Raw genomic sequence first — 13,459 nt, 5'->3', positions numbered from 1 at the left:
TAATATGCAGACATCCCGGGTGATTGCTTGGCGGCGTATACCGGGATGTCTACATCTATTTGCTCAATTTCTATTACTTAATAAATCGTATTAACTTCAACATTAATTGTTCTATGGTAAATCTAACTTGTGTTTGAATTTAAAAAATAATATCATGATGTTTCTGACTTATTTTCAGGCACATAAACCACCCTCCCATCAGATAACCTGTAAGCAGTTCCCAGCGCTTCACCCGTCCCTCCACCAACTTCATCCGTCCTGTTCAGGACCTTTATATCCTGTCCCTTCTTTTCGATAATCTGCATGTTCTTTTCCCCGGGGTTTTTAACAATAGTCACATCTTCTGTAGGGTTCAGCAGCTCAGGTATGTTATGCGACATTACAAGAGCCACCAGCAAAGCCACCGAGAACACCATCGCGATGTCGAAAAGGTTTGCAACTCCGGTCATCGGATTTTCATCTTCTGGGTCGTGCAGAATTCCTGTACGCCTGTATCGTCTGGATCTCATCGTTTACCCTCTATTGTATCCAGTATGTAGTCGATATCCGCCATATCCTGCCAGTACCACCGTCTTCGAACCTGGGTCAGTACATGTCCTATACTGCCTGCAAACAATCCTACAACGGTCGTGGCGAATGCAACCATCAGGTTGTTGGCAAGCTGGACGATATTGCCTTCAGTAAGGCCGATCAATGCAGGACCCAGTGGAATCAGGGTACCCATCAGACCCAGCATCGGTGCAACAACAGCTATGATCTTTGTATGTTCAAGCTGTTTTGCCATCCTGATTTCATATTCACCTGATATTCTTTCGATAGATGGTATCCTCTGGTTCTCGAGATGGTCTGCAGCATCCCTTGAAAAAGATGTAACTATATGGTTCTGTTTTAGATTCCTGAGAGCTTCAGCTGCTTTTTCATAAGCAGAATCTTTGATATTATCTTCAACATGGTTGCAGGTGTGTTCAAGATTGTTTACATCCCTTGAGCGTTTTGAGTATTCTGATAGGAATTCTCCGATCAATACAAGGGACGCTACGATAAACAGGATTAACAGGATGATTACAGGATAGAGCAAAGCTGACGAGAAAGTATACATTACTTCAAATAAAGGTGAAACTACACTCATTTTTATTCACCCTTCTTCAAACTTTTTTGTTTTTATATGGTTCAATATAAAACCGCCTAGAATTAGTACGAAGAATAAAAGGTAAGGACCAATCTCAAACTCACCAGCTGCAATCGGTGCAAGGTCCATCTGTTTGACTTCCATGTAAGCAGGTGCAATCATGGCACCGAGGACATAGAATATACCAAGGAACATCATCACACTACCAAGGGTTTCCGGTGTTTTACCCATCCTTTTAAACGTCAACGATGACACTATAATCGATACAAAAAATACAAACCCTGTAAGTACACCGATACTCAGACCGCTCCAATCAAGACTGGAAGCAAGCATGGTGCATGATATGAACAGTGCAGTCAAACAGACCGGACATGGGAGAGAGATTGCAAGGAATGAATGTTTTGAAACATCATGTCCACAAAACCATTTTTTTCTTGTATAGATTCCTGCACCTATCAAAAGCAGGGCAACCAGTACATGAAGCATCATACCCATATCCGTAATACTTTGTAGATATGACATATCGATATAGTCCATCGATGTACCGATTATCAGTGAAATCAGGAAGTAAACACCGGCCAGTATTATGATGTTTTGTTTTTTGATATTGGAAAAACCGCATCCTATGCCGGTTTTCAATCCGAATACAAAAATACCTGTTAGTATCCCGATTACAGCAATGTAGATTGAATCCATTTAATCTGATACCTCTTATACTCCTCTTTAACAGGAGTAAAAGAAAAGCGACCTTATTTATAGGTACGATTTTGAGTAATATACATTAACCGAATAGTTTATAAGAATTCCAGTAAAAATAGACCATTTATAATTATATTTTTAATATATAAAAAATTATTATTTGTTCTACTTGACAAAATGATGGATAATTGGAACCATACTGGTCCTATACAACATCCACAAGTCTATATATGGCCTTTTTACCTGGACAACCGCCACAGGAAACCATACCTATTATATCAATATCTCCTGTAATGCCTTCAAATGCAAATTTCTTTTCCTTTATTATTTTGAAATCCATTGTACCAGGACACATATCCTCTGTTTGTTGGCATCTGATAATTCCTATCTTCAATGTAAATCACCATTTTTAGATGTGCAAATACTTTTGGTGGATTTTAGATTTCTGCCCACAATTTTATATGGTTCATTTCTACATGTTATTTTGTCAGAATATGCTAAAGATAACTCATAATTATGGATTAATAAATCCCTTGATGCCAATGTTCTCCATTTTCAGATAAATAGGGATAGATTTATAACGAATGTTAACAAAATAGGTGAAAATTTATAACAATTGTTAATCGAGACCATCATACCGGTTGACAATGCTTTTCAACCAATCCTCTGCGTTAATCAAGATAAATAACAACATAGTAAATTAATTGCTATACTTCTAACTGGTGGGTAGTTTATATATGCAAAAGGACGGAAAATTCCCGAAAGTGATGTGTACACAGCATCCGGACTCGGTATCAAAGTACATATCGACAAAAGAAGAAATAAACGAAGCATTAGAGGCAGTCGTAAAATTTGGCTGCGATGAATACATGCCTGATTATGAAGGCAAAACAACGCCGTACCATCAAAACGTCCAGATAGTTTCAAAATTTATAGATGAAACTGATATAATTCCCGGAAAAGATGTTTTTATCACACCAAGGGCTACCAGTGCACTTCATGAAAACCGGTTCAGACAATTGATGGTGATGATGTCTATTGCAGAAGCTAACTACAATGCTTATCAATACTCCAAATCTCAGGCAATAACTGAATTCGTCCATCCAATGACAAGTAACATCCAGGAAATAGTAGCTGCACAGCAGCATATGCAAGATGTGAGCGAACTTGCTAAAAAAGAATTCAATTTCAAGATGGAAACACCGAGGATAATACCGCTTCTTGAAGACGTTCAGGGATTACTGAATGCCGGGAAAATAATAAACGAGCTAATAAAAGCTAACCAGGATCTACTCGACATAGATGAGAATAGATACAGGGTATTTATAGGAAAATCCGACTCTGCTCTATCCTTCGGACATGTTGCAAGTAATCTTTCATGCAAATATGCGATAAGTGAGCTTAATCAACTGGGAATGGATACCGGTACAGATATAGGTATCATACTCGGAGCCGGTTCACTACCATTTAGAGGACACATGAGCCTCAAAAATGCAGACAATTTTTTTGAAGAATACAGGGGTATCGACACCATCACCTTGCAGTCCGCCCTAAGATACAACCATGCAGAAAGCGATGCAGAAAAACTGGTTAATATTGCAAAATCCGAACTTTCAAAAACTGCAAGGATATTCAACTCTAGTGAAAAAGAAGAAATCATAAACATTATAGGAATTTTCGGTGCACGTTATAACAAATCGATACAACAGATCTCATCGTCTATAAACCGTATAGCAGATCTACTTCCACCACAACGTGACCGTTTGGTTCGCGGTGGTGGTACAGGATATGCAAGAGACGTTCCCGATATCACAGGTGTATCCTGTGCATGCCGAAGCGATATTAAAAAGGAACTTGAAGACAGCATGCCAAAAGAGAGTATGGAACTTCCAAGAGCTATAAAATTTACAGGTGCTTTATATTCCATGGGAATTCCTCCAGAGATCATCGGAACAGGAACAGCCCTGGAAAAGGTTAGAGAAAAGATGGGTGAAGATGTTCATGATAGGTTGCTTTCAGAATACTTCCCGTCACTTAAATCTGACCTTGAATTCGCATTCGATTATCTGGACCTTGATGCTGCATCTAGATTCCTGCCTGCTCCACTGATGGAGGATATCCAAAAAGATGTTAAAATCCTGAGTGAAACATTTGGACTTGAGAAAAAGTGTAACCCGTCGTACAAAATGTTGCTTGATATGCTGCAGCCGCATATGCTTGATGCTAAATACACAGGCGACCTCATGGATGAAGAGATATCACAGCTTGTACGCTCGACATTGATACAGATGGCTAAAATGAGGAAAGCGCTGGGGTGAATTTAAATTGAATCTTACCAGATTCAACTCTTGATTTTTTTTAGTTCAGAGTTTTTCGATTTGAATGTAGAATAAACTAGTGGGAATTATAATAATTTGAAACCTAACATCGTAAATTATGGTATTCTAATTGATGAAACCTCAATCATCTTCTAATTGAAATAGGTACCTCAGGAATCTTTGCCCAGTGGTTGAGTAGTTCAAAGAAAATAGTTAAAATAATTTGATTCTTATCTTTATTTTGAAGTTAAGTGGGTTTTTATAGGTTTCAAAATCCAGGTTAAATACTCTGCAAATGGTTTGGTAAAAGGAATAATTGTGGTTTCTACTCTAATGGACGTTTAAATAGTTGATGATAAAAAAATGAAACTAAATGTGGTTCTAAACGTTGTAGGTCGTCTGCTTATACTTATTGGATTTACAATAATCGTTCCATTTTTTGTGGCTCTCTTTTATGGAGAATCTACCCAACCTTTTGTAGTGTCTTCTGTTGTAACTATTATTGTAGGAACAATATTTTTGTTCTTGTTTAAACCCTAGGGCGAATGGAAACTGAGAGAAGCTTTTGCCATAGTAGCTTTTGGATGGATTTCAGTGGTTCTTTTTGGAACCATACCTTACCTTTTTTATGATATCGGTTTTGTCGACGCATTATTTGAGTCCATGTCCGGTTTCACAGCTACCGGGTCTACTGTGCTTGTTGGTATAGAATCATATCCTAAAGGACTGCTTTTCTGGCGCAGTATGACCCAATGGCTTGGTGGTATGGGAATTATTGTTCTTTTTATATCCATCCTTCCAAAAATAGGGGTGGGTGGTAGGCAAATGTTCCGGGCAGAAATGCCCGGCATCCAGGAAGATAAATTGGACCCTCTTATTAGAGGTACAGCTAAAATTCTCTGGATGGTATACCTTGTTTTAACCGTATTGCAGACAGTATCCATGAAAATGGCGGGTGCATCCCTTTATGATGCAATTACTCACGAGAGACGTCGCAAGGAATCCCACTGTTTCAACAGTGGGAGGAATTGCGACCATCGGTATTTGTATTTGAGTTCAGGTTTAATCTGTCTAATTGATAGGTATATCCATCGAATCTCTGCACGAGTTTGAAATATTTATGGTTTATACCCTGTGCAATCCTTTTAGTACCGTTTTTGATATCGAAATAGCCTTTGCTTCTGCATGTTACAGCACCTTTCCAGGTGCCTTTATACTTCCCATTTTCAACTATCGCTTTTATGATGTCTCCTGATTGAAAACCAAATATGTATTTGATTCTGGGTGCAGGTTTTCTCGGGAACCCGTATTTATCCAGTTTACATCTCTTGTAACTGCCTCTGCCTTTAGCATGGATGTGCAGTACACTGTTAGTTTTGAATCTGAGTTCATCGGGTGTGGATTCTCCTACACAGCATGCATCGAAATGGTGATCTTTCGGTAGGTTCAGTTTAATCCTGTTCATCTTGGTTAGAGCACCTGTACCGCATTCTACCGGTAGCCCTGTGTTTTTCAGTACATCAAGAACTTTCCATTTTGTAGCGTTGATTACAGCAGCATCTTTCAGAGATTTTCTGGCTTTCTCATGCACTTCAGGATAACCGAATTCTTCAGCAGTCAGGTTACTTTTTCTCTGATTGCAGTCGTGACAAGCGATGGTTAAATTGGAAACTCTATCGGAACCACCTCTACTTCTCGGTACTATATGTTCAACTTCTAACTGTACATTCTGTTTGTCGCAATAAGCACAGGTTCTCTGGAACTTTTCCAGCAGATATTCCCTGACTTCATAACCCTTCAGAGTTCCCTGTTGATACTCAACACCTTTGATTTCAGGGTTCTGCATCAGTTGAGTATCGAATTTGATATTTTCGTAAGATATTGAGTTGATAGGTATCAGTTTCATCAACTTTCTGACCCATGTCTGGATGTTGTCTACTCTGCTCTGTAGAGATGGTGGGAGCCATCCTTTCGGTTTTTTCCTATTATCAAATCTGGGTTTCCTGTATCTCAGATTCTTTGATCTTCTTCTGCGTCTGAAACTCCTCCTATCATCTAATTTCTTTTTAATATCGGTTCTGTGATGAATCTGAGCTAACCAGATAACATCTTTGTTGTTCTTAAGTATGGCTAGACCAGTGTGTTTTGAACCGTAGTCGATTTTGAGTCTGAAATCATCTTTTATGTCATCTGATTTCAGTTCTTTCAGTCTTATTGTGAAAGGATATTTTTTGTGTATAGTAGCTTTTCTGGCTTTCAGCAGAATTCTGGCTTTGGCCGGATGGCACGGTGTTAAAAATTTCTTGTTCTTGTTCAATACGAATACCATGGATATTACTCCTCTCTCTGCTATCGTGCAGGTTACGCGGTCTTGGAGACCGTCTCCCTTCGACAATGTTATCCCGGTTTGTCATGCATGCACACTGTCCCTACCTCTCAGGACTGTTTAATGCGATGCGATAGAGCAACGGACTAAGGAAGCATCCGAGGGTATCATAGTCGGGATAACGTAGTTCCTCATGGGAACTCAGTCTGGTCAATCAAAGCTTACCGCAGGGGCAAGCTCACCGCTTTAGCGGTGGGCTATTGACCTTATGATGATAGTATTGCAGCTTTTAATAGTCCATTGATTGAAGGTATTATCGTTGTGTTTATATTCATATCCGGAGTGAGCTTTGCACTCCATTATAAAACAATATTTGTTAACAGAAAAACTTTGATTAAAGACGATGAATTCAGATTTTATTTTCTGGTGGTATTTTGTGCAACAGCTGCACTGACATTTTTGCTCTGGAGGGATATGGGCGGCACACTTGCAAGCTCATTCAGATATTCTATATTCCAGGTTGTATCAATTGTGACAACTACAGGTTATGCAACTGTTGATTTTAACCAGTGGTTCTCCTCGGCTAAGATAATATTGCTGGCTTTGATGTTTTTTGGCGGCTGTGCCGGATCTACAGCAGGCGGTATAAAAATGGTTAGATGGCTGCTTCTGGTCTAATTTGCACGCAGGGAGGTTTTCAGTGTAGTGCACAGACATGCAGTTAAAAGGATAAAGTATAATAATAAAAGTCTTCAAGAGGATGTGATGCGTTCTGTCATCGCTTTTTTTATAATCTATATATTAATATTTGCTGTGGGTACGATTCTTCTTGCTATCATGGGTCTGGATCTGGAATCCTCTGTAACAGCATCGATTGCAGCACTTGGTAATGTGGGACCCGGTATGGGTATAGTTGGGCCTATGGAAGGTTTTAACAGTGTTCCTGATTCCGGTAAATTGATACTTTCATTTTACATGCTGGTTGGGCGGCTGGAAGTGTTTACCGTGATTGTGATGCTGACTCCAGAATTCTGGAAAAAATGGTGATTGATTTTTTTATGTGCCGCCCTTGCGGGCGGTTTACACGGGGTTTGGATACATTAAATCCAATTTTTCGTTTTTGGACTTGTGTTAATTTATTTATTATTTTAAAAGAATAAACAAAGTAGAGATTCATGATAGATAAATTCTAACCTGTGTTGTATGGTTAGATTTTATCGATATGTAGAAACTCGTCCTTTCTTTCATCGATCAACTTTTTGCTGTATTCAACTAATCTGTCCCTGTTTTTTTGAATTTGTCTCTTGTTTCTATTTTTGTGGTTCATGGTCAAGCTCGCAATTACTGGATATTTGAAAGTATACGTCTAAATTCTGGTATCAGTGGTGGAATATCTTTTTGAACCGTATTCCAAATTAAATGAAGGTCTGTTTTATGATAGTTAGTTAAAATATCCCCTAGATTTTCTAGTTCATTCCATGGGATATCTGGGTATTTACTTTTTGTTTCTTCTGTTATAATTCTGGACATTTCGCCAATCATTTTTAGTGCCCACTCAACTGCGTACTGTGTTTTTTCGTCTTCTTTGAAATCGTTGAATGTATAGTCAGCAGTAAAATCCTGAGAATTCTCCATCGCTTTGAGGATGTTTTCGATATATTCAATTTCATGTTTTGTCATAATTCCACAACCTCATCCATTATACGTTTTCCAATTATTGATTTCAAAGAAGTTTTTGATACCAGATCTACTTTAACACTCAATGTATCAGACAATTCCAGTTCCAATCCTGCAAAATCCAGTAATGATATCGGTTTATTGAAATCTATAAGCACATCAAAATCGCTATCCGGTGTTTGTTCATCTCTTACATATGATCCAAAAATACCCAGATATTTGATAGGATACCTTTTCTTCAGATCTGGCAGAATTCGATGTAGTTTCTGGATGCGTTTGTTAGATTTGAGTTGGTTATAACATGAGTTCATAATAGTTTATAAGTAAATATGGTAGTAGAGTATAAAAAATGATGTTAGATTTAGTATTGTTGTTAGGTTATGAGATATAGGTTAAAAAATAACCATCTAAAACAGGAAAATAATCAGAAATTCAAAAAAACCAGTTAAAAATAGAAAAAGGAAGAGGTGCTGTATTTTAGATAATCACTGCACCTCTACTGTATTGCCGTCCAGAACATCTCTTTCTGTAACAGATACCTGCTCTGTCACGTTGTTGTAAGAGATAGTATAGGGTTCTGTCGGCATGGTATCGAACTGGGTCTCACCCTGTATAGGTCCTTCTGTAGAGTAAGGTACTGTGAATGAATATGTACCGTCCGAGGTAGTTGTCTGTGAATACTCGAATGTACGTCCTTGACTGGTTCGAATCGGTACACTGATTGTAACTTTTGTATCTTCAGGTGCTGTACCTTGTACCTTTGCACCTTCTACATATTCGAATATCTTGACAAACCCGGTGTCCTGAAGTTCCAGGTTTCCGCCGTGGAGTACGTTGTAAACCTGCTTGTAACCTCTCTCAGGTGAATTTCCTGGTCTGGTCTCGTGCACCATGCGGTATTGTTCGAGCCCGTCACCGTCAAAGATGTGCAGTCTCGCTTCCATGGAGTTGTAGTATCGCTCACCCGGAACTCTTTGCTGTCCCTGCTGGGTCTGGACCTGTACATAGTAATCTTTTGTATCTAAAGTCCATGCAGCCATTGCGTAGAATTTACCGGTTGCCATTTGTGCATCGGATACTACATATCTTGCACCGGCTTTATCCGGGTCTGGATGTATTTCTTCCAGCACTTCTGTTGCTTTCTCTTCAGATGGTGCTGTGAAGAAAGTGGATGCACCCGGCATTGCTTCATCGTTTATCGAACCTCTACGACCACCGATACCTTGCTGGAATGGGTTAGCATTAGGAATCCTGTGTCCGATGACCTCTATCCAGTGGCCGTAGTCCCACCAGGACATTACACCATAGGCTTCATCCGGATAATCATAACTGCCGTCTTCAGGTATCTCATAACTCTCGTAATAATCCAGCCCAGGGTCTGGTGTGTTGTATTCCAGCCACTGCAGTCCTTCTATCCACTGTCCCTGTGGACCACCGACACCACGTGTCTGGTTCATGGTTTCATTCGCAGTTGGAACAATAAGTACCAGAATTACTATCACAAAAGCTATTATGTGCCAGATTCCAAGATTATTTTTCAGAAAACTACCGAAATTAAGTTTTTCTTTGGACGAGTGGAGTTTTTCTCTGAAATTGTCGGTTAGAGTTTGCCAGCCTGCAAAATCCAGTATTTTGATACCGATGAATGCGCTGAGTAATGATGCGTTAACTGAATAGTAGTAAGCGAACCTGTTCTGCTGGAGCATGGCCCAGATGACCATTATCGACCAGATTATCAGGAAAGTTCTCTCTGGTGTGTTTTCTTTTGTCGATTTGTAGGCAAGGAATGCCAGTGCTAAGAAGGAGATTAATGCGAGTGTTCCAAAGTTGAACCAGAGTGGTGCAAATGAAAATTGACCGCCCATATTTAGAAGTGGTGATGCTTCTGCGATTGTGAGTGCTCCGCCGGTTCGCATGAAATAGCCACCAACATTGGTTACCAATTGATAGGCTGAAGGTGAGAATAGTCTAGCCAGTCCTATTCCTGCTATGAAAAATGCAGCTACTGCAAACGGATAATAATATCTTTTCAGGTCTTTGTTTTTAAGCGCAATGGATATACCTGTAAGTATCGGGAACGCTAAAATTCCACCGAGTAAACCTTTAATATTCAAGGATTTCGAACCACCAAGTTCTGGTGTGATTAAAACCATTATCAAAGTTACAAAGAAAATTGTAATTCCGCCAATTGCTAGATAATCGGTACTTCTACCATGCAGATGGTCTATGATATGCTGGATGGTTATATAAACACCGATTATGAAGCTGAAGAAAAGTGCTCCTTTCCATGAAAGTGTATAGAGGCCAAGTGCTATACCGGTAAAGATGAAATATGGGATTGCTTGTTTAAATTCGCTGAAGTTTTTGTTTTTGAGGTTTTCGAAGCTAATGTTATGCTGGCGTGCTTTTACAATAGCTATTATTAAAAGAGCAGCAACAATTGTGCTGAAAAGTGTTTCTGCGATGTGGTGGTCGTTGAATCCAATCATCGACCTTGAAAGGAATTGTCCTGGTGCAATTGCAACAAGGATAGCTGATAGTAACCCTACTCTTCTATCATACAGCCATTTACCTGCAAAATATGTAGGTATTACTACAAGTGCACCCAGTATAGTGGGATAATAAGCACTGAACGTATGAATTAAGCTCTGGCTAGGATCACCTAGACCTATTATCCATAAGATAAATGCAAGAATCATGTCAAAAAGTGGTGCAAATACCTGTTCTGTACCATTTGGAAATTGTGTATAAGCATCGAACCATAACATGTCAGGGAAATTATGCAAAATATTTTCTACGTTCCTTAAATGGTACCAAGGGTCATTCCCACCAAATCGCACAAAGTTCTCGGATATAAATACTCCAGCTTTCGGGATAGTCCTTATATAGAACGCTACCAGAAATGAAGCTATTACTCCTATGAAATACGATAGGCTGTTTATGAGTTTATTTTTCTTTTCCTCACCGGTCATGTATTCCACTCGCTTTAATTTTTAGTTCTGCAAGTTATTCTTTAGGATGGAATATAAGTGTTTTGAGAAAAGATTTTTGATGTTAGATATTAGGTTACCGATATCTTGAATCATCGAAATTATATCGGTAAGTACATTCATTTTTAATGTAATTCAAAACAAAATTCCAGTCATCTTTATAATATTCTTCAGTTAATTTTTTTTGTTTCTCATCCATTTTTATTGATCTTTTGGGTACTGATGCTAAAGGATTTTGAAGTATATATCTTATAACTTTTCTTACAAACCACGTATATTGGTTATAGGGAATGATGCCACTAGGGTTTTTTGGACATTTAAATAATTTATTAACATTCATCATTACAATCGATTGGTAATAACCTAAACCTTTGTTAGATTTATTATCCCCCAATTTATCAATTTTAGGAGCTCTTCCGCCCATGAAGTATTCCATATCTTTTAGAACTCCATCAAGGTTATCTGTAAGTTCTTCTTGTAAAAAAACGAAAGGTTTCTGGTTAAAAGATTCTTCTATAGTTTTTATCTTTTTTCTGTAGTTAAGGTTTTCTTTTTTGAAATACCCATTATTGTTTTCTATATCAAAAAATTCTTTGAAACTTAAGGTGGAACAATTAATATCCTGAATATATTGTTTATACCTAGAAGTTACCCATTTATCATGTTTTCTAAAACTGACCATTATTTTTGCTTCAGGAAACAGCTTAGCTAAATTAACAATTTTTGGTTCACCTGCTAGATATTCTTTAGATATAAGATATGTTTGATTATCATCTATCTCGACTAATTCCTTCAATGTTATTTCTTTTTTCCTACCACCAAGATATTTTATCCCGTTCCATTTTGGAAAAATTTCAACTTGTAAAAAAGTAGTTCCGGTCTTTGGTAATCCTATATGTATATATAACATAATATCACAAATTTAATAAGTTCAGATATTCAGATGATGTTCCTATAAATATATTTTAATTATACAGCAAATGAGATACCTTTTTAGATAATTAAACTACAGGTAGGTTGGGATATAAGTATTTTGGAAAAAACATAATAATTTTAAAAATTAAATCCATATATTCATAATATTAAAACTAAAAATCAAATACCTAATATCTTGGTGATATGGTGAAAATAGTATATTTATTATCTAAATTTCCAAAATTATCTGAATCCTTTATATTAAATGAAATTTTTAACCTTAAAAGGAAAGGCTTTGATATTTATATTTTCTCTATATACAAGCCTTCAGAGTCAATTGTTCATGATGAACTAGACAATGAACTATTGAACAAAACCTATTACTTTGATATTACATATGTTTTAAAGAACTTACCAAAATTCATTAAATATTATTTAAAATATATTATTAAAGAATTATTAGATAAAAGATTACCACTGCATGCAACTAAAATGGCATATTTTTCAATAATTATTGAAAAGATTGATATTAATCATATACATGCTCATTTTGCGACAAAAGCTGCTCATGCAAGAGTACTGAGTAATATTTTTGGATTAAGTTATACTCTAACAGCACATGCTTATGATTTATATCGTAATCCAAATATCAGTCATTTAAAAAGAACATTAGATGATGCTGAATATAATATCACAATATCTGAGTACAATAAAAATTACATGAAAAATGTTATAGGTTCAAATAATAATATTAATGTCATCAGATGCGGAATCGATTATGAAAAATTCAAACCCACAAATAAGCAAAATAATAGCTCAAGGGTAAAAATTTTGTCAGTATCTAGACTTATTGAAAAAAAAGGACATATATATTTAATAAGGTCTATACCAGAAGTTATTAAACATTGTACTAATTGTGAATTCATTATCGTGGGAAGTGGCGAACTTGAGAATGAACTAAAAAAATTAGTTGAAGAATTGAATATAAAAGAATATGTTAATTTTGTAGGTGATGTCACAGACTATGAACTAATAGAATATTACAATACTGCTGACATATTTGTTTTACCATGTGTAATAGATAAAAATGGTGATCGCGATGGTATACCAGTAGCTATGATGGAAGCGATGTCAATGGAATTACCTGTAATATCTACAAATGTATCAGGAATTCCAGAGTTGGTAGAAAATGAAAATACTGGGCTAATAATCCCTGAAAAAAACGTTAAACAATTAACAAATGCTATTATAAGGCTTTGCAAAAATCCAGATGAAAGAAAAAAAATGGGAATTAAAGGAAGACAAATTATTGTTAATAAATTTAATATCGATAAAGAAACTGATAAACTTGGAAACCTATTCAAAAAAGTAGATAAATATTACAAATGAACAAATTTGGAATTGT

Annotated in this window: 12 protein-coding genes and 1 pseudogene; 4 read left to right on the top strand and 9 right to left on the bottom strand. The window is 37.0% G+C overall.

What is annotated here, in order from left to right; genetic code table 11:
* Positions 1-152 precede the first annotated feature (152 nt).
* From METEV_RS06290 to METEV_RS06275, 4 genes are all read right to left on the bottom strand, one after another.
* On the bottom strand, positions 153-509 hold the full coding sequence (locus tag METEV_RS06290; protein ID WP_013194698.1) for a DUF2149 domain-containing protein: 357 nt from the start codon (positions 507-509) through the stop codon (positions 153-155).
* Positions 506-1,129, bottom strand: coding sequence for a MotA/TolQ/ExbB proton channel family protein (locus METEV_RS06285; RefSeq protein WP_013194697.1), 624 nt, complete (start codon positions 1,127-1,129; stop codon positions 506-508). The genes METEV_RS06290 and METEV_RS06285 overlap by 4 nt, the downstream gene beginning before the upstream one ends.
* A 6-nt stretch (positions 1,130-1,135) precedes the next feature.
* The gene (locus METEV_RS06280) at positions 1,136-1,825 is read right to left on the bottom strand and encodes a DUF2162 domain-containing protein (protein ID WP_013194696.1); all 690 of its coding nucleotides are present in this window, start codon (positions 1,823-1,825) and stop codon (positions 1,136-1,138) included.
* A 208-nt stretch (positions 1,826-2,033) separates the two neighbouring features.
* Complete coding sequence (locus tag METEV_RS06275; RefSeq protein ID WP_083810120.1) at positions 2,034-2,222, bottom strand: CGGC domain-containing protein; 189 nt, start codon at positions 2,220-2,222, stop codon at positions 2,034-2,036.
* 343 nt (positions 2,223-2,565) lie between these two features.
* On the opposite strand from METEV_RS06275, the gene ppcA reads away from it, so the two are divergent.
* Both ppcA and METEV_RS12040 read left to right on the top strand, forming a co-directional pair.
* Positions 2,566-4,146, top strand: coding sequence for a phosphoenolpyruvate carboxylase (gene ppcA / locus METEV_RS06270; RefSeq protein WP_013194694.1), 1,581 nt, complete (start codon positions 2,566-2,568; stop codon positions 4,144-4,146).
* 552 nt (positions 4,147-4,698) lie between these two features.
* On the top strand, positions 4,699-5,259 hold the full coding sequence (locus METEV_RS12040; protein ID WP_083810119.1) for a potassium transporter TrkG: 561 nt from the start codon (positions 4,699-4,701) through the stop codon (positions 5,257-5,259).
* On the opposite strand, the gene iscB is transcribed toward METEV_RS12040, so the two are convergent.
* The gene (gene iscB / locus METEV_RS06260; protein WP_013194693.1) at positions 5,159-6,475 is read right to left on the bottom strand and encodes an RNA-guided endonuclease IscB; all 1,317 of its coding nucleotides are present in this window, start codon (positions 6,473-6,475) and stop codon (positions 5,159-5,161) included. The genes METEV_RS12040 and iscB overlap by 101 nt on opposite strands.
* Positions 6,476-6,751: 276 nt before the next feature.
* On the opposite strand from iscB, the pseudogene METEV_RS12035 reads away from it, so the two are divergent.
* Positions 6,752-7,519, top strand: a pseudogene (locus METEV_RS12035) (TrkH family potassium uptake protein).
* 294 nt (positions 7,520-7,813) lie between these two features.
* Here the strand turns inward: METEV_RS12035 and METEV_RS06245 are convergent.
* The 4 genes from METEV_RS06245 to METEV_RS06230 form a co-directional block, all read right to left on the bottom strand.
* Positions 7,814-8,152 carry a HepT-like ribonuclease domain-containing protein gene (locus METEV_RS06245; protein WP_013194692.1) on the bottom strand — a complete coding sequence of 113 codons (339 nt, stop codon included), beginning with the start codon at positions 8,150-8,152 and terminating at the stop codon, positions 7,814-7,816.
* Positions 8,149-8,460 carry a nucleotidyltransferase family protein gene (locus METEV_RS06240; RefSeq protein ID WP_013194691.1) on the bottom strand — a complete coding sequence of 104 codons (312 nt, stop codon included), beginning with the start codon at positions 8,458-8,460 and terminating at the stop codon, positions 8,149-8,151. Before METEV_RS06240 ends, METEV_RS06245 begins: the two co-directional genes overlap by 4 nt.
* A 174-nt stretch (positions 8,461-8,634) precedes the next feature.
* Positions 8,635-11,121 (bottom strand): oligosaccharyl transferase, archaeosortase A system-associated, encoded by a 2,487-nt coding sequence (locus METEV_RS06235; RefSeq protein WP_013194690.1) that lies wholly within the window; start codon positions 11,119-11,121, stop codon positions 8,635-8,637.
* Positions 11,122-11,215: 94 nt separating this feature from the next.
* Complete coding sequence (locus tag METEV_RS06230) at positions 11,216-12,049, bottom strand: hypothetical protein (RefSeq protein WP_013194689.1); 834 nt, start codon at positions 12,047-12,049, stop codon at positions 11,216-11,218.
* A gap of 209 nt (positions 12,050-12,258) precedes the next feature.
* Between METEV_RS06230 and METEV_RS06225 the strand changes: the two genes are divergently transcribed.
* Positions 12,259-13,443 carry a glycosyltransferase gene (locus tag METEV_RS06225; protein WP_013194688.1) on the top strand — a complete coding sequence of 395 codons (1,185 nt, stop codon included), beginning with the start codon at positions 12,259-12,261 and terminating at the stop codon, positions 13,441-13,443.
* Positions 13,444-13,459: the final 16 nt, after the last annotated feature.

The organism is Methanohalobium evestigatum Z-7303, assembly GCF_000196655.1.
GTDB lineage: Archaea > Halobacteriota > Methanosarcinia > Methanosarcinales > Methanosarcinaceae > Methanohalobium > Methanohalobium evestigatum.
Note: the sequence above shows the minus strand (reverse complement) of the source record. Positions and strands in the feature narration are given on the sequence as shown.